The organism is Ensifer meliloti, from assembly GCF_030064585.1.
GTDB classification, from domain to species: Bacteria; Pseudomonadota; Alphaproteobacteria; order Rhizobiales; family Rhizobiaceae; genus Sinorhizobium; species Sinorhizobium meliloti.
The window spans coordinates 1,496,408-1,518,723 of sequence record NZ_CP120365.1 but is presented as its reverse complement, the minus strand read 5'-3'; the positions used below and the strand labels follow the sequence as shown (position 1 = coordinate 1,518,723).

Sequence of the window (22,316 nt, the reverse complement as noted above, 5' to 3'; positions counted from 1 at the left end):
AGCAATGGTGCTGTTCTCTAAGCGCAAACCTTGTGACCGGCCGCGGCTTTGATCCGCGGATAGGCGTAAGTGTTGACCTTGGAGGTCGCGTATCCTGCGCCAAGCAGCGCTTCGGCCATCTTTACAGCAGCAGTCACTCCATCGATCACCGGCACTCCTGTCGCCTTCTGGAGGCGGTCACACAAGGATGACATTCCCGCGCAGCCAAGGACGATCGCTTCGGCACCATCCTCGGCCTTGGCAATCTCGATTTCCTTGAGCAATAGCCGCTCGGCTCTTTGCGGATCTTCCTCGAGGGCAAGGACCGGAAGATCGATAGCACGTACTTTCCGGCAATGACGCTCGGCGCCGTAATCGCTTACCAGATCCTCAATGATCGGAACCGAGCGCGGAAGCGTCGTTATGACGGAGAAGCGACGGCTGATCGTCATGGCCACCTGTACCGCCGCCTGGCAAATGCCGATCACGGGGCCTTTGGCGACTTCGCGGGCCGCGTGCAGTCCCGGGTCGTCGAAACAGGCTATGACATAGGCGTCGACGCCCTGCGCCTCGCCCTGGCGGATCTCCGCCAGCATTCCCGGAACCGACATGGCTTCATCTGCACCACCTTCGATACTGGCCGGCGTATCGGTCGGATTGGAGGCGGAGACGTGAGTGTGGGCATGTTTGACCAGCAAGGCGCTTTCGAGTGCTTGCGCAGTCATGGAGGCTGTGGAATTGGGATTGATGAGATGAATATGCATGATGAAATTCTCGGTTGCCTCCCGTTGATGCCTATTTCGTCGGCTTGACGAAATCGGCGATCGGCGGGGCCTTCAAAACGAACTGGCGGTCTGACGTGATGTAATTGTCGGCATGAAGCCGGGCGATGGGCTGGTAACGTTCCGGGTCCACATAATGACCTTCGGCGTCGAGGCAATCGCGGCGCACATGCATGTGCACCACCTCGCCCAGCACCAGCGTGCGGCGCGGATAGTCGATCAGGCGCTCGACCCGGCATTCGAAGATGCACGGCGCCTCCTCGGCATAGGCAACATCGATCTTGCGGCACCGGGCGGCTTTCAATCCGGCCATTTCCAGCTCGTCGACCTCGCTGTCGAAGCCAAGGCCGCAGATCAACATCTGTTGAGACAACGCCATGTCGACCATGCTGATGGCAAATTCACCGGAACGGCGAATATTGACCATCGTGTCCTTTGGCTCGCCGGTCAAACGCGGCTGGATACCCAGGACGACGATGGCCGGATCATGTGAAAACACGTTGAAGAAACTCATCGGCGCAGCGTTGCTGTGCCCGCTCTCGGAGCGGGTCGTCACGAGCGCGATCGGGCGCGGGCCGATGAAATTCGTCAGCAGCCGATAGCGGCTTTGCGGCTCAATTTCTTCAAAGTCGAATTCCATCGCGGTTCCAAAATGTAGGTCTTATAATCTACAATAAGCTTTCATATTGTAGACAATATTGCAAGCCATTTGAATCCGCGAGTTGACTTTTTCACGCGCTTGGCGATTGTCTGTTTCAGCAAGGAGAACAGGGTATGCGCGAACAAGCCGCGATGTCGGTCGAGCAGATTGTCGAAAGGGTATGGCTTTCCATCGCTGAACGGCGATTGCGTCCTGGCGTGCAACTCAAAGAAGAACAGCTCGCCTCGATTTTTCACGTCAGTCGCGCACGTGTTCGTCAGGCGCTGACCGTTCTCGCACGCGACGGGCTCGTAACGATCATTCCCAATCGCGGTGCTTTTGTTTGCAAGCCATCCGTGGAAGAGGCTCGCGACGTGTTTTTCGTTCGCCAGGCGGTGGAGCGATGCGTCGTGGAGCGTCTCTGCAGTTCGATGTCGAAGGATGGCGTGAAGCGGCTCCGCGATCATGTCAAGAATGAGCGGATCGCCAATGCCGAGGACAGCACCACGGATATCATCAAGCTTTCCGGCGGCTTCCATCTTTTGCTGGCCGAACTGACCGGGTCGGATTTCCTGTTTACGACAATGCGCGACCTTATCGCCCGCAGTTCGCTGATTACGGCCGTTTACCGGAACACCACGCGCTTCAATTGCGGTCCGGACGAGCATGCCGACATCGTTAAGGCGATTGCGGCGAAAGAGGCCCAAAGAGCCGTACATCTCATGTCGCATCATCTGGAACATGTGGAATCCGAGCTCGACTTGAGCGAGATACGCGACTTTTCGCACGATCTTCGCGCAGCACTGGCTTGAAACGGCGGAAAGCCCGCATCGTGATCTATTCCAAGATGTTGAGACGCGGGATGCGGGCGGAAAACCGCACATACTTTCCCTCATCCCGCTTCAGGTAAACGTTCCGCTATCACGTCCTCGGCCAGATGACAGGCTACCCGGGTACCGTTCTGCAAGACCCGCACCTCAGGCACTTCCTTGGAGCAGCGCGCCGTGGCGACCGGGCAACGCGGGTGGAAAGCGCAGCCGGAAGGCGGCTTCAGCGGGCTCGGCACTTCGCCGCTGGCGGGCTCGCGGTTGCGGTTCGGTGCCTCGATGTTCGGAATCGTCTGCAGCAGGAGCCGCGTGTAGGGATGGCGCGGCTGCGCGAACAGCTCTTCCGTGTCGCCTTCCTCCACGATACGGCCCAGATACATCACCGCGATGCGGTCCGACATTTGACGAACGACGCTCAAGTCATGGCTGATGAAGAGATAGGTAAGCCCCAACTCGTCCTGCAGACGGCGCATCAGGTTCAGGACCTGCGCCTGCACCGACACGTCGAGGGCCGAGGTCGGCTCGTCGCAGACCAGAAATTCGGGCTCGCTCGCCAGCGCGCGGGCGATCGAGATACGCTGGCGCTGCCCGCCTGAAAATTCGTGCGGGAACTTCTCGCCATCGGATGGCGAGAGCCCGACAATGCCCAGAAGCTCTTCGACGCGCTCCGTCACCTCGGCCGCGGTCTTGCGCAGCTTCAGTTCGCGCAGCGGTTCGGCGATGATGTTCTTCACCCGCCACCGAGGATTGAGCGAGGCGTAAGGGTCCTGAAAGATCATCTGCGCCGAGAGGGGCGCGCCGCTCTTGCCCGGCGCGAAGCGTATCCCGCCGCTCGTCGGACGATGCAGGCCGGTGACAAGGCGCGCAACGGTGGATTTTCCGCATCCGCTCTCGCCGACAATGCTGAGACAGCCGCCGGCGGGAACGGTGAAGCTGATATCGTTCACGGCCTGCAGATACTGCCGCGGCTTGCGCTCCACTACCCGGTTGAGCCAGGGAGCGGACACGTCGAAAGTCTTGATCAGCCGGTCGACGGTTAAAGCCGGGGTCTTTTGCAACGGTTTGGTCATGCGGTGCCTCCTGCGCTCAGCCAGCAGGCGCTTGCGCTCGGGCCGGCAAATATGAGTTCCGGGCGTTCGCGCCGGCAGCGCGGCCCCGCCATCTTGCAGCGCGGATTGAAGGCGCAGCCGTTGGGTATCGCGTCCAGACGCGGCATGGAGCCGTCGATCTGGTTGAGCCTCTCGACACGCGCGCCGAGCGACGGAATCGAACCCATCAGACCCTGCGTATAGGGATGGCGCGGCTGGTGCAGCACCTGTTCGACAGCCCCGATCTCGATCAGCCTTCCGGCATACATGACTGCGATGCGGTCGGCAGCTTCCGCGATCACGCCCATGTCGTGCGTGACGAGCATGACGGCGGTCTGCTTCTCCTTGCACAATTTGCGCAGGAGCGAGATGATCTGCGCCTGGATCGAGACGTCGAGCGCCGTCGTCGGTTCGTCGGCGATGACGAGTTTCGGCGACGCTGCAAGCGCCAGCGCGATCACGACACGCTGGCGCATGCCGCCCGAGAACTGATGCGGATATTGATTGACCCGCTCCTCCGGCGAAGGAATGCCGACATCACGCAGCAATTGCACGGCGCGGGCGCGGGCTTCGGCCTTGCCGAGACCGAGGTGCCGGCGAATGGTTTCGACGAGCTGTGCGCCAACCGAGAACAGCGGATTGAGCGAGGTAAGCGGATCCTGGAAAATCGCACCGATCTCGCGGCCGCGGATCTTTTCCATGGCGCGGTCATCGAGCGTATCGATGCGACGTTTGCCGAGCCAGACCTCGCCGCCGGCGATATGGCCCGGCGCTTCGAGCAGGCCCTGAATGGCGAGCCCGGTCATGGACTTGCCCGCGCCGGATTCGCCGACGACGCCGAGAATCTCACCCGGCCGGATCGACAGGCTGACATCCGACAGCGCGGTTACCGTGCCGCGACGGCTCGGAAAATCCACACGCAGGTTGCGAACTTCAATGACTGGTTCGTGGATGTCACCCATTTGCGTCCCCCTCTATCGGATAGCTGGGCGGGAAGATTGCGGCGACCGGAGGATTGTTCCAGCTCCGCTCGGGATATTTGGCGATCAGCCCGTCATATTGGGCCTGCGCCCGAATGCGCGCCTCTTGCATGTCGAAGCCGGCCAGCCGGCGATCCAGCATGGAGACGCGGCCATCGACGAAGACCGCATGCGTGATCTTGCCGGATCCCCCGGTGACGATCGTGGTGATCGGATCGATGGACGGAGCCATGACGGTGTCGTCGAGGCGGAAGACCGCGATGTCTGCACGGGCCCCCGGTGACAGATGGCCGAGATCGGAACGGCCCAGTGCCTTGGCGCCGCCGGTCGTCGCCGCATCGAACAGGTCGGCAGATCGCAGGCGGTCCGGTGCGCCGTCGGCGATGCGGCCCGTGATAAGACCCGCAAGCAGGTTCATCAGCATGTCGGCCGGCGTCGTATCCGTCCCCATGGCAATATTGATCCCGCGCCTGATGCAGGCGGAGAAGGAGTTGAGGATCGAGCCGCCACGACCCGAAACCAGCGGACAATGGACGATGGAAACGCCGTTCGCCGCGTAAAGACCGAGATCCTCTTCCGTGGCGTTGGTGGCATGCGGCGCGATGAGGCGGTCGCTCAACAGACCGTGCTTTGCAAGCCAGACCGGCGCGGTCGAGCCGTGCAGCATCCGCACCGTGTCCACCTCCATCGCGCCCTGTGCCATGTGCAGCCGGAATTTGCAGCCGAGATCGCGTGCGGCGGCATCGGTGCGCTGCAAAAGCCTGATCGTCGAGGTCTCGACACGGTCCGGTGCCAGCATGCCGCGCACCAGATCGCCATGGCTGCCATTCTGGCGCTCGATATTGGCAATGGCGTCGTTCAGACCCTGGAAGCCGCGTTCCTCATCGAAGACAGGCACCATCTTGCCCGGTGCTTCCAGCACCATGCCGCCCGAGCGGTAGGCGGGGCTGAGATAGACACGCAGACCCAGTTCGCCCGCGGCCTGTGCAGCGGCATCGAACTCGGCGACCGTTTCACCCCATTCACGGTAAAACAGCGAGGCAATGGGAGCGGCAGTGGTGATACCGTTCAACAAAAGCTGGCCGAAAGCGAACCGCTTCTGAAAGGCCAGCTCCTCCTGCGTGTACATTTCATAAGGACCGGCTTCGACATAGGAGCGCGGCCAGACGCGGCCCTTTGCCCAACCGGGATGATTGTCGATGCCGAGGATGGTGGTATCGAGATCCGACAGTGCATCGAGATCGATCAGGCCGGGGCTGATCAAGGCATTGCCGAAATCGATTCGGCGGGCCACTTCCCCGGAGAAACGGTACCCGACGAACAGAATCTCGCCGTTTTCGAAAACGACTTCGCCGTTGCGGAGAAGCCGATGGCTGCCGTCCTTATGTCCGACCACCCAGCTGGCGGTGATCAGTGTGCGCCCTTCCGGACGACGGCCGAGCGGAAGAGTATCGAAAGCTTCGCTCATTACGGCATCTCCACCACGGCGACGCCCTGACGGGCTGTGACGCGACCGCCCTTGACGACCAGCGGACGCGGAGCGACATCCACCACCGCATGCGCCAGCGTTTCACCGGTCAGCAGGGTGAGATCGGCATTGCAGCCGACTTCGAGGCCGTAATTTTCCAGGCGCATGACATCCGCACCGCCCTGCGAGACGATGTGCAGCACATGTTCCAGATCGTGATCCGAGCGCACGCCGTTCTTCATGCCGATGATCCTGGCGCGGTCGAGCATATCCGGCTGACCCCACGGGCCCCAGGTGTCACGGATGCCGTCGCAGCCGCCGCCGATGCGCACGCCGGCTTCCTTCAGGCGCTTGATCGACGGCACCGTGGCCGAAGGCGCACCTGTCGTGAGGATGGCGACATCCAGAATGGCGAGCTGTTCGATCAGCTGTCCGACGCGCAGATAATCGTTCATGCCGAGCGCAAAGGCATGGCTGATCGCCACCTTGCCTTCCATGCCGTTGGAGCGGATGCGCTCGAAGATGAGCTCCATGGTGAAGGCGCCGAGATCGCCCGTCTCATGCAGGTGAATGTCGATCGGCACGCCATGCTTGGTGGCGAGCGCGAACAGAATGTCGAGCTGGCCCTTCGGATCGCGGTCGATGCCGCACGGATCGATGCCGCCCAGCACTTCGCAGCCTTGACGCAGCGCCTCGTCGAGCAATTCCTTCGTGCCGGGCATGACCATCAGGCCCGACTGCGGAAACGCGACGATTTCGATGTCGATGACGCCTCTGAGCTTTTCGCGCGTTTGCCAGACGCCCTCGACCAGCGACAGGCCGTGAACCGGGTCGATGTCGACATGGCTGCGGATATGCGTCGCGCCATGAGCCGCCAGACCGATCGCATGGCGCATCGACTGGCGATGCGGATCGATGCCGATCTCGAGACGGTGCTCGCGTTCGAAATCGATGCGCTCGCGCAGGATCGCGGCGCGGTTGTTGACATGCCACGGCATGCCCCAGGTCGTCTTGTCGAGATGGGTATGCGCATCGATCAGGCCGGGGACGACGATAGCGTTGCCGCCGTCTTCCACGGCCATGCCCGGCTCTGCTTCAAAACGCCCGAAACCGGCAATCTTTCCGTCCCTGATCAGGACATCGCAGGTTTCGCCTGCCATGGGCCGGACGTTGCGGAGCAAAAGGTCGTTCATATGGCTTACCTCAGTTTCGGATTGAGAGCATCGCGCAGCCAGTCGCCGAGCATGTTGACGGCCACGACCAGCAGGCAGAGCTGAATGACGGGGAAGAGCACGATCCACCAGGATCCGGAAAACAGGAACTGGTTGCCGATGCGGATCAGCGTTCCCAGAGACGGCTGGCTCGGCGGCATGCCGATGCCCAGGAACGAAAGCGTGGCTTCGGTGAGGATCGCCATGCCGAAGTTGAGCGTCGCCGCCACCATGATCGGCGTCAGCGTATTGGGCAGGATATGGTTGGCCATGATGCGCCGGGCAGGCACGCCGATCAGCCGTGCCGCCGACACGTAGTCCTTGCCGGTTTCGACGATGGCCTGCGCGCGCACCGTGCGCGCATATTGCACCCAGGCGGATAGCGAGATGGCCAGGATGAGCACCGCCGACGCGCCGACCTCTCGCAGGCTGACGGGCAGCATCTGACGCACGACCGTCGAGACCAGAATGGCGACGAGGATGGTCGGAATGGACAGCGTGACGTCGCCGAAGCGCATCAGCAGATTGTCGATGAACCCGCCGAAGTAGCCGGCGATCAGCCCCGCGCTCATGCCGATCAGCAGGGAGAGCGCCACCGAGGCGATGCCGATGACGATGGAAATGCGCGTACCGTAGAGAATGGCCGACAGCATGTCGCGGCCCTGCGTATCGGTGCCGAGAAGATAGGGCCATTCTCCACCTTCCTCCCATACCGGCGGCAGTTCGGCCTTCCACATGTCGAGCGCTGCGCCGTCATAGGGGTTCTGCGGTGCGATCAGCGGTGCGAACAGTGCCGTCAGGATCAGGATCGCCAGAAGCGCGGCGCTGAACATCGCCGTCTTGCTATGCGTGAACGACCACCACACATCGCTTTGGCGCAGACGCTGGAAAAGCGAAGGACGCGTGACGGGCGGAGTTTGAGAGGTCTGGATGCTCATCGGTCTTGGCCCCACAGTCGGTTCAACGGGCATTTCAGCGGGCTGTACGCAAGCGGGGATCGATTACCGCATAGGCAATGTCCACCAGCGTGTTGAGCACGACGAAGATGAAGGAAATGATGCAGAGATAGGCCGCCATCACCGGGATATCGAGGAAGGTGACGGCCTGGATGAACAGCATGCCCATGCCCGGCCACTGGAATACGGTTTCGGTGATGAGCGCGAAGGCAATCAGCGAACCGACATTCATCGCGGTCATGGTCACGACCGGCATCAGGCAGTTGCGCAGCGCGTGGCGGAAATAGATGCGCCAGCGCGGAATGCCGCGCGCCCGGGCAAACTTCACGTAATCCGATCGCAGCACTTCCAGCATTTCAGCGCGCACCAGACGCATGACCAGCGTGACCTGATAAAGCGAAAGCGCGACGGACGGCAGCAGGATCGCCGCGCGGCCCGAAGGCGTCAGGAGCCCCGTCGACCACCAGCCAAGCTGCACGACATCGCCGCGACCGAAGGCCGGGAGCCAGCCGAACGTAACCGAGAAGACGAGGATCAGCAGGATGCCGACGACGAAGCTCGGCAGCGAGACGCCGACAATGGAGATGAACTGCAGGCCCTCCGTATACCATTTGCCGCGCTTGATCGCCGTCAGCACGCCGAGGGGAAGGCCGAGCAGCAGAGAGATCAGCGTGGCAACCAGCACCAGCTCCAGGGTCGCTGGAAAGCGTTCGGCGATCAGGCTCAGCACGTCCTGGCCATTGCGGTAGGAAATGCCGAAATTGCCCTGCGCGGCGTTGACCACGAACCGGGTATATTGTGTCATCAGGCCATCGTTGAGACCCAGACGCTCGCGCAGATTGTCGCGGTCGGTCTGCGTCATCTGCTCGTTGGCCATCATCTCGACGGGGTCACCCGCCAGCCGGAAAATCAGAAAGGCCAGCAAAGCGACGGCCAACATCACCATGACGGCGTTTGCCAGGCGCTTTATGATAAAAACCAGCATAGGAGTTCCTCGGTCACGGGACGCTCCGGGAATCCACCTCCCCGGAGCGTCGTGATTGGATTATTCGGCAAACTGCGTCAGCCAGTGGCGCGGCTTGTTGTCCGGCAGTTGCACGATCTTGTCGATCTTGTTCGACATGACCCAGGCCATCGGCTGCTGGTGCAAGGGCAGCATCACGATCTCGTCCTTCACCATTTGCAGCGCCTTGCTTTGCAGCGCCAAGCGCTTGGTGCGATCCATTTCGGTCGAGGCCTGCACGATCAGCTTGTCGATCTCCGGATAGCTCCAGCCGCCCCAGTTGAAGACGCCGGCATTGGCCGTCTTCGTCTGAATCATCTGGAGAAGGATCGAATAGCTGTCGAGCATCGGTTCCGTGGCCCAGCCGATCAGATAGACGTCGGACTTGCCGCTCGTACGCTTCGGCGCCTGTGCGGCGGTGGGGGCAATGTCGAGCTGCGGTTTGAAGCCCGCGCGGCTCAAAAGGTTCACCAGCCCCTGGCAGAGCTCTTCCTCGTTCACATAGGCGTCGGTCGTGCAGACCAGCGTGAACGGATAGTCCGAAGCGCCAGCCTCGGCCAGAAGCTTCTTCGAAAGGGCAGGATCGAATGCCAGCGTCGTGTCCAGCTCGGGAGCGTAACCCGGAATTTCCGGCGCGACCACCGCGCCTGCCGTGCGCGACTTGCCGCGCATGACGCGCTGCTGGATCAGATCCCGGTCGAGCGCATGGGCAAAAGCCTGACGCACGCGCAGGTCGTTGAATTTGTTCTCCGAACCGTTTGCGAGTTCCGGCTTGCGGTTGAAGCCGACCATGACGGTACGCAGATCGGTGCGCTCCATGACTTTCAGGTCGGGCTGCGCCTGCAGCCGCGGCAGATCCTGCGACGGTGCGTTTTCCGTGAAGTTGACTTCGCCGGACAGGAGCGCGGCGACGCGCGTCCCCGCCGAGGTGATCGGCGTGAACTCGATGCGGTCGACGTTGGACTTGGAGGTCTTGTCCCACCAGTCCGGGTTTTTCACGAGGACCGTCTTGGAATCCGGCACCCTGCTTTCCAGCTTGAACGGACCGGTGCCGTTGGTGTGATAGGTGGCGTAGCCTTCGATCTTCGCGCCGACATCGGTCGGCTTTTCCGAATTGTTGGTCTTCAGCCAGCCAGCATCGAAGACGTGGATGTTGGTGAGGTCGTTGAGAAGCAGCGGATAGGGCCCGCTCAGCTCGATATCGATCGTATGGTCGTCCACCTTCTTGGAGGACTTGTAGGCCGGCAGGTTGCCGCGAAGCGGCGAAACCGGATCGCTGACGCGCTTCAGGGATGCGAGCACGTCGTCGGCAGTGAATTCCGCGCCATCGTGGAATTTCACACCCTTACGCAGGTGAAAGCGCCAGACCGTGTCGGAAACAGTTTCCCAGGATTCGGCAAGGGCCGGTTCGATCTTCAGATTGGCGTCGTAGCGCACCAATCCTTCATAGACATGATTGAGAAAGGACAGCGTATAGCTGTCGCCATAGGAATAGGGATCAAGCGAGTAGATATCGCGCGCCGCTCCCCAATTCAGCGTTTCGGCGTGGCCGGACAAGGTCAGGCCCATCAGCATCGTGGCCGCAAGGCCAAGTTTCTTCATCATAAGTTTGCTCCGCTTCTGGAAATTTGCGCCTCCTTTTCGGAGGTCTGTTGTCATGCACCGCCGCATCCGTCGCCGGTTGCGGTATTCTCAAACGCTTGCGCCGGATGGGCGCGCACCGGGGTTGGGTGTGATTTTCCTCCTTACGACATGACCTGCCTCCCAGGTCATGTGAGGATAGTATGGCGATCGGCAAAAAGTTGTCAACGTGATTGTAGACAATATTTGTCCATTCGGCATCACGATGTATGTCGACAAAATGCTCGATCCAGGCGAGTCCCTACTGGATCTTCCATACTGGATAGCTCGGCGAGAAGATTTTCCCGACAGGCGGATGCCGCCAACTGCGATCCGGATATTTGGCAATCAGGCCGTCATATTGTTGCTGCGCCTGCTCGCGCGCCGCAATCATGTCGATGCCGGCAACCTTGCCGTCCAGCATGGAAAGGCGCCCGTCGACAAAGACGGCCTGCGTCACCTTGCCGGAACCGCCGACGACCAGCGTGGTGACGGGATCGACGCTCGGGGTCATATGGACATCGTCGAGACGGAAGACGGCGATATCCGCTTTGGCGCCGGCGGCGAGCCGCCCGAGGTCCCTGCGACCCAGCGCTTTCGCGCCGCCGAGCGTGGCGGCATCGAACAGATCTTTCGAGAATACCGCATCCGAAGCCTTTTCGCCGATACGGCAGGCGATCAACCCGACCAGCAGGTTCATCAACATGTCGGGCGGCGCGGTATCCGTAGCCATGCCGATATTGATGCCGAGGCTGCGGCAGGCGGCGAAGGAATTGAGAATGCTGCCCATGCGCGCCGAAACCAGCGGCGAATGGGCTATCGAAACACCGTGTTGCGCGTAGAGCTGCAGATCCTGTGGCGAGGCGTAGGTTCCATGCGGCGCGATCAGCCTTTCGCTCATGAGCCCATGATCCGCCAGCCATTGCGGCGCGGAAACTCCATGGAGCCTGCGCATGGTCTCGAGTTCCAGATTGCCCTGCGCCATATGAATTCTGACGCGGCAATCGAGATCGCGCGCCGCGGCCATGGTGCGCTGCAACAGGTGCAATGTGCAGGTTTCGATACGGTCCGGCGCCAGCATTCCGTTGACAAGGCCGTTATGTCGGCCGTGGTTGCGCTCGATGAAATCGATCGCGTCCGCAAGGCCTTGCAGTCCCCGCGGCTCGTCGAATGCCGGCTCGATACGCCCTGGACCCTCCAGGATCATCCCACCGGAGCGATAGGCGGGGCTCAGAAAGACCCTGAGCCCGAGATCGCCCGCCGCCTCGGCCGCAGCCTCGAATTCCGCGACGGTCTCGGCCCATTGGCGATAGTAGAGTGAAGCGATGGGCGCGGCGGTGGTGATGCCGTTCAACAGCAGGAGGCCGAAAGCGAACCGCTTCTGGAACGCCAGCTCCTCGGCGGAATACATCTCATAAGGTCCGCTCTCCACGTAGGAACGCGGCCAGATGCGCCCTTTGGCCCAACCGGGCTGGTTGTCATGGACGAGCAGGTAGGTATCGAGATCGGACAGGGCGTCGAGGTCGATCAGGCCGGGGCTGACCAGCGCCGTACCGAAATCGATACGGCGCGCCACGTCCCCCTCGAAGCGCGGCCCGGCATAAAGCACCTCGTTTCGCTCCACGACGATTTCGCCGTCGGGGATCAGAGCGTGGCCGCCATCGCGCCAGGCGAGCACCCATCGTGCGGTTATCAGCGTTCTCCCATCGGGCCGTTCACCCAGAACGAGATGGCTGGATAGATCAGGTTTCATGAGATTTTCGATCCTGCTGCATATCAAAAGAGCGCCTCACCGGGGTGAAACGCTCTGATTGCGGGCTCGAAGTCAGCCTATTCGGCCATTTGCGTGTGCCAGTGGCGCGGCTTGTTGTCGGCGCGGAAATCCACGCTCTTGACCTTGTCCAGCATGCCCCAGGCGATCGGCTGCTGGTGAAGCGGGATCAGGATGGCCTTATCCTTGGCGATTTTCAGCGCCTGTTCTTCCAGCGCGAGACGCTTGGCGGTGTCAGGTTCCTGTGCCGCCTTCTTCACCAGATCGTCGAGTTCCGGATAGGACCAGCCGCCATAGTTGGACACGCCCGTCGAGCCGCTGCGTGTGGAGAGAACCTGAGACAGCAGCGAATAGGCATCGAGTGTCGGTTCGTTTGCCCAGCTCAGATTGAACATGTCGGCCTTGCCATTGGTGCGCTTCGGCTGCTGCACGGCGCGGGGGCCCATGTCGATGGTGGGCTGGAAGCCGGCACGCTTGAGCATGTTTGCAATGCCCGAGCAGATGTCTTCCTCGTTGATGCTCTCGTCGTTCATGCACAGATAGGTGAAGGCGAGATCCTTCTGGCCGGCATCTTCGAGCAGCTTCTGGGCAAGCTTGGAATCGGCAGGCTGATAAGTGTCGAGCGACTTCGCATAGCCGGCGATTTCCGGTGCGATGAGCGAGCCGGAAGGCCGCGCCAGACCGCGCATGATCTTCTTGTTGATGAGATCGCGATCGATGCTTGCTTCCACGGCCTGACGGACGCGAAGGTCCAGGAACGGGTTCGGACGCCCGTCTTCAAGCTTCTCCTTGCCGTTGAAGCCGATGAAAACCGTACGCAGCTCCGTGCGCTTGCTCACGGTGATGCCCGGCGAGGATTCCAGACGGGGAAGATCCTGAATGGGGGCGGAATCGAGCAGATCGATTTCGCTGGAAAGAAGCGCCGCTACACGCGTTGCCGCCGACGAGATCGGAATATATTCGATCCGGTCCAGATTGTGCTTCTTCTGATCCCACCACTGATCGTTGACGAGGAGAACGGTCTTGCTGTCCGGAACGCGGCTTTCCAGCTTGAACGGGCCTGTGCCGTTCGTGTTGTGCGTGGCGTAATTCTCGGTGTTGGACGCAATATCGGTCGGCTTTTCCGCGTTGTTGTCCTTCAGCCATTTGGCGCTGAACATGAAGATATTGGTCATGTCGTTCAGGAACAGCGCACTCGGCGCCGACACCTCGATATCGACCGTGAAATCATCGACCTTCTTGACGCCGACATAGAGCGGAATATTGCCGCGCAGGGGCGAAGTCGGGTCCGAAACGCGGTTCATCGAGGCGACCACGTCGTCGGCGGTGAAATCCGCGCCGTCGTGGAATTTCACGCCTTTGCGCAGGGTGAAACGCCAGTGTTTGCTGTCGATCAGCTTCCACTCGGTGGCGAGCGCCGGCTCGATCTCGAAGTTCGGGCCATAACGGATCAGACCTTCATAGATGTGGTTCAGGAACGCCAGATTGGATGTCGAGGGAACGGAATCCGGATCGAGCGAATAGATATCTGCCCGGCTGCCCCAACGCAGCGTCGCGGCATTTGCCGAAGTGGCCAGCGCCGGCGCGGCAATAGCCGCTGCGGCAAGTGCCGATATCAGAAACCTGTTTAAACGCGACATGAACTTCCCCTTATGACGGTCGATAGACTGGTTGGCCCGCATTTTTGGGCAGTATCATAACCGATTGTTTTATTGTCAACGATATTGTTGCCAATTATGAATCAGAACATCGACAGTTCGAAACGGCACCACGGGCGCTGAAACGCGCATCGAAATACCGCCAACGGCATTTTTGAAGGGAATAGGAAATGGATGGGTTCCTGCTGCTTCACGGGACGATCGTCACCGTCGACGAGACACGGCGGATCATCGACGATGGTGCGCTGGCAATCGAGAACGACAGGATTGTCGACATCGACACATCGCAAGCGCTGGCTCCCCGTCATGCCGGAAAGAAGGTGATCGACTGCCGGGGCAAGATGATCATTCCCGGGCTGATCGATGCTCATGGGCACGCCGGCCATGCCCTGATCCGCAGCATTGGCGCGGACACCAATTCGCTCTGGATGCGCATAGTGACGCCGACCTACTATCACTATGTCACCCGCGACTACTGGTATGCGGATGGCCTCGTCTCGGGCCTGGAAAGACTTCGTGCGGGCGTGACCACCTCGGCCAGCATCATCACATCGATGCCGCGCAGCGACGATCCGGTATTCGCGATCAATCATGCTCGCGCCTATTCGGAACTCGGGCTTCGCGAGATCATCTGTGTTGGCCCAGCGGGTCTGCCCTGGCCGCAATCGGTCACGCGGTGGGAAAGCGGCAAGCCGGAGCGGCGCAGCGTCTCCTTCGAGGAGATGATCGAGGGCGCCGAAGCCGTCATCGAAAGCCTGAACGGAACGGCCGACGGGCGCATCAAGGTCTTCCTGACGCCGTTCACGATCGTGCCTTCGGTCGAACCGTCGAACGCATCGACACCGGACTTTGCCGTCAATCTGACTGAAAATGACCGGATGCAGGCGCGGCGCATTCGCGAAACTGCGCGCAAATGGGGCGTCCGCATTCATTCCGATGCCTTCGCCGGACAGATACGCATGGCCTGGCAGGACAGGGAAAACGCGCTGCTGGGCCCCGATGTGCACCTGCAGCATTGCTGGGGAATTTCCCACGAAGAGATCGACATCCTGGCCGAAACCGGCACCCATGTCACCCACGCGCCACCCGGACGCTCCACCCCGATCATGGAGATGATGGCCCGGGGCGTGCCGGTTGCGATCACTTCGGACGGCGCGGCTCCGAGCCGTCATTTCGATATGCTCCAGATCGCGCGCAGCGCCCAAGCCACCCAGCACATCCTGCACAATCACGACCGCTATATCCTGCCGCCGGGTAAGGTTTTCGAGATGATCACCATCGATGCGGCCGGCGCCATCGGCATGGATCACGAGATCGGTTCGCTCGAGGTTGGCAAAAAGGCGGATATCGTCATCATCGACATGCGCAAGCCGCATCTGACGCCCAACTGGATGCCGGTTCACCGGCTGATCCACCAGGTTCTCGGCAGCGATGTCGATACGGTGATCGTCGACGGCAGGATCATCATGGAGGAGGGCAGGGTACTGACCGCCGACATGCATGAGGCGCTGGCTTTCGGTGAAGCCGAAGCAAAGGCGCTTGTGGAGCGGGCCGGTCTGCACGCTCACATACACGATCCCGGCTGGAAGCAATTACATCGCACGTTCCAAAGTCCGATTCCGCTGCCGCCCGTGCCGGACCACTGAACTCAGCTGATGGGAGACCAGGAAGCCCGCAATGCGTCCGTGAATACCAGCGACGCCGTTACCAGCCGGCAAAATCTCTGAGCAAGGCCTCATCGATCCGCCCAGCCGCCACATCGGCGAGCGCCTGGCCGAGCATAGCCACACCCGACTCGGCCTCCGCCGGCGTCAATGTCAGTGGCGGCGTGAGTTCGAGGACGTTGGACTGCACGCCGACATAATAGAGGACGAGACCGAGTTGGAAGGCGCGGTAGACGGTCAGCGCCGCCTGACGTGAAGCCGGTTCGCGGCTGGCGGGATCGGTCACAAGTTCGATGCCGAGGGCGAGGCCGCGGCCGCGCACATCGCCGATCAGCGTGTGGCGGGCGGTAAGGCGGTCAAGCGCTTCGCGCAGCACCTTGCCGCTTCTTTCCGCATTCAAGATGAGGTGGTCGCGCTCGATCGTCTGCAACACGGCCAGCGCGGCGGCCGCGCAGACGGGATTGCCGTGCACGGTCTGCAGCGAGAAGGCAACGCTGTGGTTCATGATGGCTTCCGGACCGACCACCGCAGAGATCGGCAGGCCGCCGCCAAGGCCCTTGCCGAAGACGACGATGTCCGGTTCGATACCGGAATGCTCGAAGGCGTTGAAGCGGCCGCTGCGGCCGAGGCCGACCTTCACTTCGTCCGAGACGATCAGAATGCCGTGTCTGCGGCAGAGCGCTTCCACCGCCTTGAAGAACCCGTCCGGCGGCACCAGCATGCCGCCGTCCGACTGGATCGGCTCGATGAAGAAGGCTGCGACCTCTTCCGGCGGCACTTCGGTCTCGAAGAGCCGCTCAAGGTGGGCGAGCGCGGCGTCCCTTGCAGCCTCGGGGCTGCCCGCGGCATAGCTGTTCGGATAGGGCACGAGCGTCAGGCCTTCTGCCCGACTGCCCTGTTGTGCCGGATGGCCGGAAACGCCCATGGAACCGATGGTGCCGCCGTGATAGGCCCCGTGGAACGCAAGAATGCGCGGCCGGCCGGTGGCGGCGACGACGATGCGGGCGACCGTCTCATTGGCGTCGGAGCCGGAATGGCCGAACCAGACGCGGCCGCGGGCGCGCTCCGGCACGAGCGAAAGCAGCTTTTCGGCGAGCAGCACGCAAGCCTCGTTGGCCGATGAAAGATAGCTCGCGCCCGCCTGATCGGAGAGCGCGCGGCCCACCGCCTCACGGATCGCCGGGTGGGAGTGGCCGAGGCTTGCCGCGCCCCAGGAGGCGGAGAAATCGAGAAGCTGCCGCCCGTCGTCGGCGGTCAGATAGGCGCCGCTGCCCCCGACGACCGCCTGCGGAAAAAACCGCAGATGCGCCATTTTGGAAACCGAGCGGCTTTCGCGGGCGTAGAGACCGGGCACGCAGGCAATCTCCTCTATTTGAAAAAGGTGAGAACCTCTTCGAGCGAGACGACATGGCAGTAGATCATGTTGATGATTTCCAGTTCCCGCCGGTGCAGATCGTCCGTCGCTGCGGCGCCGCAATCGTCGACGACGACCACGCCGAAACTTTCATCCGCAAGGCTGCGCACTGTCGAGGAGACGCACTGGTCGGTGAAGATGCCGCAGCAGATGACGTCCTTGATGCCCATATTGTGGAGGATGAGGCGAAGGTTCGTACCGGTCAGCGCACTGTCTGTCGTCTTTGTGACGACGATCTCGTCGCTACGCGGTTCCAGCTCCGGAACGATCTGTCCCTCGGGCAGCTCCTTCGGCAGGAGCAGGTAATTGAAGCCGGGCTTCTTCTGGCTCAGCGAGCGGTCGCGCCCGTCCGGCTTCAGGCAGGCGATGCGGGCGAAGATGACCTCCACCTTGCGCTTGCGGCATTCGTCGATCAGCCGCGCCGTGTTCGGTATCACCGTTTTGCGCATACGCTCGTAGAAAGGTTGCCAGCGGGCGGTTTCCTCAGGCGTATCCTTCGGGTCGAGATAGGTGTTCTGGATGTCTATGACCAGCAGCGCCGTCGTCTCCGGATCGAGCGCGATGTCGTCCGGCTCCTCGGCACCGGCATAGTAGAAAGATCGGTAGGCGGTCTTCCAGTTCATGCAACTGTCTCCTTCTTGCGGCGGGCGCGGGTGAGGATGTGGCCTATCTCGCGGTTCGGGAAGAGACCGCCCGGCTTGACGATCATCACGGCGATCATGGCGAGCGCGAGGACGATTTCCGTGAGGCCGACGACCTGGCCGGCGCCCAGGGCGGTGGCGTTGAGCGCGCCTTCCGTGCCGCGCAGCCCCTCATAGGCGAAGGTGACGAGAATCGTGCCGGCCACGGCGCCTGTCACGGTGTTGGCGCCGCCGATCACCAGCATGGCGATGATGAGGAACGTCTCCTTCAGATAGAAGGCTTTCGGCGCGAACGAGGTGATGAAATGTCCCCACAGCGCTCCGCCGATGCCGGCGATGAATGCGGCAAGGATGAAGGCGCGCCAGCGCAGTTGCGGAATGTCGGCGCCGAGGGCCGCCGCGGCGACCTCGTCCTCCCGCGAGGCGCGCAGCAGCTTGCCTGTCCGCGATTCCTTGAAGGCAAGCGCCACGACCACCACGATGGCTGCGACGATCGCGGCGACCGGCATGTCCGTCGTCTTCGGCAGGCCGAAGAGCGTGCGCGGGCCGTTGGTGAAGGCGCTCCAGTTGTTCATGACCGTGTAGAGCACGACGAGCAGCGCGAAGGAGGTGATCACCGACGCCGCATCCGAAAGCCGCATCAGCGGATAGGCGACGATGGCCGCGATGACGGCGGCAAGCACGCCCGCCGCGAACATGGCGAGGAGCGGCGAAACCTCCACGACCTTCATGAACTCGTAGAGATCCGGCAGCGCCATGCCCTTCATCTGAGCCGGGATGGTGAGCACGGCGGACGTGTAGGCGCCGAGGCCCATGAAGCCGATATGGGCGAAGGAGAGCAGGCCAGAATTGCCCATGAAGGTCTGCAGGCCGATGACCAGCACGAGCGAGATCAGCAGGTTGGTGGCGATACGGTCGTAGAGGCGGATTCCGAGGAGCTGGCTTCCGACGGCGATGATAACGATGACGCCGATGAGAATGAGGGCGGTGAAATAGGAGTGTTTCATGGTCGCGCTCCCTCAGGTCCGCTGTCCGCTCGCCGGACCCCTGATGAGGCCGTCGGGGCGCCAGAGCAGGATCAGGATGACGAGGCTGAAGGTGAAGGCGTCGCGGAATTTCAGCAGATCCTGCGACAGGGTGTAGTTGAGCGTGGTGTCGATGAGGGCGAGCAGGAAGCCCCCGACAACCGCGCCGGGCAGGCTCCGCATGCCGCCGATGACCGTGGCGATGAAGGCGACGAGCAGCGGCTCCAGGCCGACGCCCGGAACGACGGTGCCGATGCGGCCGATCCAGAGAATGCCGACGACGCCGGCGAGGAAGCCGGAAAGGGCGAAGGCGGACGAGATGATGAGGTTCGCCGGCACTCCCAGCATGCGCGCCATGGTGAAGTTCGTCGCCGCTGCGCGCATGGCGATGCCGAGCGTCGTCCTGCGCATCAGGAAGGCGACGCCGGCTAGCAGGGCGATGGAGGCGGCGATGGTGATGAGGTTGCGGACCGGGGTGATCGCACCGCCGATCGAGACGGTCTGCGAGAAGATGTCCGGCAGCGGCACGTTGCGAGGGCGCGGCGAGATGAAGAGGAGCGCCGCGTTCTGCAGCAGGTTGGAGAAGGCGAAGGATGTGATCAGCACTGCCGTCACCGATTTGGCCCGCACCGGACGGAAGGCGGCATAGTCGGTGATGATGCCGAAGAGGATGGCCATGCCGACGGCGAGCACCGCCATGACGATCCAGGGCAGGTCCGAGCCGCTGGCGAGAAACATCGTGTAGCCGGCCACCATGATGAGTTCGCCATAGGCGAAGTTCACGAGGCGCAGGATGCCGTAGATGATGACGAGGCCGAGTGCCATGAGCGCATAGGCGCCGCCGAGGCTCAGGACGTCGATGACGAACTGGATCGCGAAAGCCATGGATCAGCCTCCCAGATAATGCGCGCTGAGGTCGCTGGTCGAGCGGATTTCCTCGGCCGTGCCTGATGCGACGATGGCGCCGAGGCGCATGACGAAGGCGCGGTCGGCGACGGCGAGCGCCTGGTTCACGTTCTGCTCGACGAGCAGGATGGTGAGGCCGGATTTCTTCAGCGTCTCGATCATCTCGAAGATGCGTTCGACGATGGCCGGCGCAAGGCCGAGCGAGGGTTCGTCCAGAAGAAGCACCCGTGGCCGCGCCATCAGCGCGCGGGCGATGACGAGCATCTGTTGCTCGCCGCCGGAGAGCGTGCCGGCCGCCTGTTTCGAGCGCTCGGCAAGGCGCGGGAAGAGCGTGTTCAGCTTCTCGAGGTTGTCGCGGTTGCCGGCCTGGTCGCGGCGGTGGATATAGGCGCCGAGCATCAGGTTTTCGGCGACCGTCAGGTCCGGGAAGACGTCGCGGGTTTCCGGCACGGTGGCAAGGCCCGCGCGCACGACCTGTTCGGGGCTCGCCGCGGTGATGTCCTTGCCTTCGAGCGTGATCGTGCCGCCGGAGGCTTTCAGCGCGCCGGCGATGCACTTGATGGTCGAGGATTTGCCGGCACCATTGGCGCCGAGCAGGCTCACCAGCTCACCCTTTCCAAGCGTGAAGCTGATGCTGCGCACAGCGCGGATCGCACCGTAGCTGACGGAAAGGTCGGTTACGTCAAGCATGGGCCGCCCCCTTGCCGAGATAGGCTTCGATAACGGCCGGGTGGCTGCGGACATGGGCGGCGTCGCCCTCCGCGATCGTGCGGCCGGAGGCGAGCACATGCAGCCTGTGGCAGAGGCGCATGATGAGACCCATGTCGTGGTCGATGATCAGAAGGCCGAGGCCGCGTTTCTCGGGCAACTCGGCGAGCGTGTGCAGCAGGGTTTCCGTCTCGGCATCGTTCATGCCGGCGGCGGGCTCGTCGAGCAGCAGAAAGCGCGGCTCGGCGGCGAGCGCCCGGGCGATTTCGACGCGGCGCTTGTCGCCATAGCTGAGGCTTTCGCCAAGCTCGTCCGCCTTCGCCGTCAGGCCGAGTTCGGCCAGCAGGCCTTTCGCGCGTTCAGCCGACACGGTGCGGGAGGCGCCCTTTGCCAGCGCCGCCGCCTCGACATTCTCCATGACCGTCATAGAGTTGAAAATGCGTACGATCTGGAAGGAGCGGCTGACGCCCGCAAGCGCGATCTCGCGCGGCGAGAGACCCGACAGCGTGGTGTCGCCGGCGGCGATCGTGCCGGTCGCCAGCTTCACCTGGCCGGTGATGGCATTGATGAGCGTCGTCTTGCCGGAGCCGTTCGGCCCGATGAGGCCGACGACCTCGCCGGCGGCGACCGAGAGCGAGACATGGTCGAGTGCGCGCAGGCCGGTGAATTCCACCGACACGTCGTTTACCGCGAGACGCGTTTCAGACATGGCTTTTCCGAAGTGATGGGGCCGGCCTTGCGGCCGACCCGAATTGACCGATCAGGGCTTAGGCAGGGATTCCGGCTTACGCCATCCGACGAAGCTCGGCTTGCCGCCCTTGAGCTCGATCACGGCCGCAGCCTTGTTCGGCACATGGCCTTCCTCGTTCGTGCCGTAGTCGAGATCGCCGGTCAGCAGCTTGAACTGGCCATCTTCCAGTGCCTTGGCGAGCGCTGCGCCTTCGGTCGTTCCGGCCGCCTTGACCGCCTCGGCGAGCAGCATGATCGTATCCCAGCCCGTCGAGACGAAGGACGTGTCCGGCGCCTTGCCGAACATCTCCTTATAGAGCTCGATGAACTTCGGCATGTCCGGATGTGCCTCCGGGCCCATCCAGGTATGCGTGACGAAATAGACGTCGTTGCCGAATTTTTCGCCGAGCGCCTCGTGCATGGCCGGGTCGTCATAGGCGTCACCGCCGAGAACCGGCGCATCGTAACCGACCTCGCGCAATGCGCGGATGATCACACCGATGTCGGTTCCGTAAGAGGAGACGAAGATCACGTCCGGCTTCTTGCCGAGCGCCTGGAGACGGGCGAGCTGGGCGGAAAAATTATTGTCGCCGTTCGTGTAGGTGTCTTCGAGCAGAATCTCGCCGCCATCGGCCTTGAATTGCTCCACGAAATATTTCGAGAGCGACTTGGTATAGGCGATGAACTGGTCGGTGACGACATAGGCCGTCTTCCAGCCCTTTTCTTTCACGGCGAAATCGGCGGCCGTCGCGCCCATCGTAGTATTCCACATGGAGAGCGTGAACTGCTTGTCGCCGAGCGACCAGGAGGAATAGAGCGGGTCGGAGGCGCAAGTCGAGATGCCGACGAGGCCTGCCGATTGCGCCTCCCGGCTCGCGGGCGAACCGAAGTCGAAATCGCACGGTGCGATGATGATCTCGGCACCCTTGTCGATCAGTTCGACCGCGACATTGCCGACCGTCACCGGATCCGACTTGCCGTCGATGTTGATGAACTCGATCTGCTTGCCCAGCAAGCCGCCATTGTCGTTGAGATACTTCACGGCGACCTTCGCGCCGTTGTAGCCGGGCGTGTCGAGGGGAGCCTGAATGCCCGTCATCGAGAGTGCGCCGCCGATCAGGATCTTGTCGTCGTCGGCAATGGCTGTGGAAGAGGCAAGCGCGAAGCTCGCCGCTGCGAGAAACAGTCTGGAAGTCTTGTTCATGGTCGTTCCCCTTATTGATGCCATTCGGCAGTGATGGTTCTG

Annotated in this window: 20 protein-coding genes; 2 read left to right on the top strand and 18 right to left on the bottom strand. The window is 62.2% G+C overall.

The features are described 5' to 3' along the window. Positions 1-17 precede the first annotated feature (17 nt). Both PZL22_RS14470 and PZL22_RS14465 read right to left on the bottom strand, forming a co-directional pair. Complete coding sequence (locus PZL22_RS14470; RefSeq protein ID WP_004434222.1) at positions 18-743, bottom strand: aspartate/glutamate racemase family protein; 726 nt, start codon at positions 741-743, stop codon at positions 18-20. 31 nt (positions 744-774) lie between these two features. Next, entirely contained in the window at positions 775-1,401 is a 627-nt protein-coding gene (locus PZL22_RS14465; protein WP_004434214.1) for a flavin reductase family protein, read from the bottom strand. Positions 1,402-1,535: 134 nt separating this feature from the next. On the opposite strand from PZL22_RS14465, the gene PZL22_RS14460 reads away from it, so the two are divergent. Further along, on the top strand, positions 1,536-2,213 hold the full coding sequence (locus tag PZL22_RS14460) for a GntR family transcriptional regulator (RefSeq protein ID WP_004434209.1): 678 nt from the start codon (positions 1,536-1,538) through the stop codon (positions 2,211-2,213). Positions 2,214-2,293: 80 nt separating this feature from the next. Here PZL22_RS14460 and PZL22_RS14455 read toward each other — a convergent pair whose 3' ends face one another. The 9 genes from PZL22_RS14455 to PZL22_RS14415 all read right to left on the bottom strand — a co-directional run bounded on the left by PZL22_RS14455 (position 2,294) and on the right by PZL22_RS14415 (position 13,965). Next, entirely contained in the window at positions 2,294-3,298 is a 1,005-nt protein-coding gene (locus PZL22_RS14455; protein ID WP_004434204.1) for an ABC transporter ATP-binding protein, read from the bottom strand. After that, complete coding sequence (locus PZL22_RS14450; protein ID WP_004434201.1) at positions 3,295-4,278, bottom strand: ABC transporter ATP-binding protein; 984 nt, start codon at positions 4,276-4,278, stop codon at positions 3,295-3,297. Before PZL22_RS14450 ends, PZL22_RS14455 begins: the two co-directional genes overlap by 4 nt. Next, positions 4,271-5,764 (bottom strand): amidohydrolase family protein, encoded by a 1,494-nt coding sequence (locus tag PZL22_RS14445; protein WP_004434197.1) that lies wholly within the window; start codon positions 5,762-5,764, stop codon positions 4,271-4,273. The genes PZL22_RS14450 and PZL22_RS14445 overlap by 8 nt, the downstream gene beginning before the upstream one ends. Next, positions 5,764-6,957, bottom strand: coding sequence for an amidohydrolase family protein (locus PZL22_RS14440; RefSeq protein ID WP_004434194.1), 1,194 nt, complete (start codon positions 6,955-6,957; stop codon positions 5,764-5,766). Before PZL22_RS14440 ends, PZL22_RS14445 begins: the two co-directional genes overlap by 1 nt. Before the next feature lie 5 nt (positions 6,958-6,962). Further along, entirely contained in the window at positions 6,963-7,913 is a 951-nt protein-coding gene (locus PZL22_RS14435) for an ABC transporter permease (RefSeq protein ID WP_010970062.1), read from the bottom strand. Positions 7,914-7,947: 34 nt separating this feature from the next. Further along, on the bottom strand, positions 7,948-8,916 hold the full coding sequence (locus PZL22_RS14430) for an ABC transporter permease (protein WP_004434190.1): 969 nt from the start codon (positions 8,914-8,916) through the stop codon (positions 7,948-7,950). A 60-nt stretch (positions 8,917-8,976) separates the two neighbouring features. After that, positions 8,977-10,539, bottom strand: a complete 1,563-nt coding sequence (locus PZL22_RS14425; protein ID WP_284718698.1) for an ABC transporter substrate-binding protein — start codon at positions 10,537-10,539, stop codon at positions 8,977-8,979. 277 nt (positions 10,540-10,816) lie between these two features. Continuing rightward, the gene (locus PZL22_RS14420; RefSeq protein ID WP_033048147.1) at positions 10,817-12,307 is read right to left on the bottom strand and encodes an amidohydrolase family protein; all 1,491 of its coding nucleotides are present in this window, start codon (positions 12,305-12,307) and stop codon (positions 10,817-10,819) included. A gap of 77 nt (positions 12,308-12,384) precedes the next feature. Further along, positions 12,385-13,965 (bottom strand): ABC transporter substrate-binding protein, encoded by a 1,581-nt coding sequence (locus tag PZL22_RS14415; RefSeq protein ID WP_004434183.1) that lies wholly within the window; start codon positions 13,963-13,965, stop codon positions 12,385-12,387. 188 nt (positions 13,966-14,153) lie between these two features. Between PZL22_RS14415 and PZL22_RS14410 the strand changes: the two genes are divergently transcribed. After that, the gene (locus PZL22_RS14410; protein WP_004434180.1) at positions 14,154-15,629 is read left to right on the top strand and encodes an amidohydrolase family protein; all 1,476 of its coding nucleotides are present in this window, start codon (positions 14,154-14,156) and stop codon (positions 15,627-15,629) included. A 58-nt stretch (positions 15,630-15,687) separates the two neighbouring features. Here the strand turns inward: PZL22_RS14410 and PZL22_RS14405 are convergent, their stop codons facing one another. Genes PZL22_RS14405 through PZL22_RS14375 form a run of 7 tightly spaced genes read right to left on the bottom strand, consistent with a single transcriptional unit; the run spans position 15,688 to position 22,274 of the window. Beyond that, positions 15,688-17,001: an aspartate aminotransferase family protein gene (locus tag PZL22_RS14405; protein ID WP_004434178.1), complete on the bottom strand. Its 1,314-nt coding sequence runs from the start codon at positions 16,999-17,001 to the stop codon at positions 15,688-15,690. A 14-nt stretch (positions 17,002-17,015) separates the two neighbouring features. After that, complete coding sequence (locus PZL22_RS14400) at positions 17,016-17,684, bottom strand: cysteine hydrolase family protein (protein ID WP_004434175.1); 669 nt, start codon at positions 17,682-17,684, stop codon at positions 17,016-17,018. Further along, positions 17,681-18,709, bottom strand: a complete 1,029-nt coding sequence (locus PZL22_RS14395) for a branched-chain amino acid ABC transporter permease (protein WP_004434172.1) — start codon at positions 18,707-18,709, stop codon at positions 17,681-17,683. Before PZL22_RS14395 ends, PZL22_RS14400 begins: the two co-directional genes overlap by 4 nt. 12 nt (positions 18,710-18,721) lie before the next feature. Further along, the gene (locus PZL22_RS14390; RefSeq protein WP_004434166.1) at positions 18,722-19,612 is read right to left on the bottom strand and encodes a branched-chain amino acid ABC transporter permease; all 891 of its coding nucleotides are present in this window, start codon (positions 19,610-19,612) and stop codon (positions 18,722-18,724) included. 3 nt (positions 19,613-19,615) lie between these two features. Then, a complete protein-coding gene (locus PZL22_RS14385; protein ID WP_004434164.1) occupies positions 19,616-20,323 on the bottom strand; it encodes an ABC transporter ATP-binding protein in 708 nt (235 codons plus the stop codon). Continuing rightward, positions 20,316-21,050: an ABC transporter ATP-binding protein gene (locus tag PZL22_RS14380; protein WP_004434161.1), complete on the bottom strand. Its 735-nt coding sequence runs from the start codon at positions 21,048-21,050 to the stop codon at positions 20,316-20,318. Before PZL22_RS14380 ends, PZL22_RS14385 begins: the two co-directional genes overlap by 8 nt. Positions 21,051-21,101: 51 nt before the next feature. After that, on the bottom strand, positions 21,102-22,274 hold the full coding sequence (locus tag PZL22_RS14375) for an ABC transporter substrate-binding protein (RefSeq protein ID WP_004434158.1): 1,173 nt from the start codon (positions 22,272-22,274) through the stop codon (positions 21,102-21,104). Between the last annotated feature and the right edge of the window lie 42 nt (positions 22,275-22,316).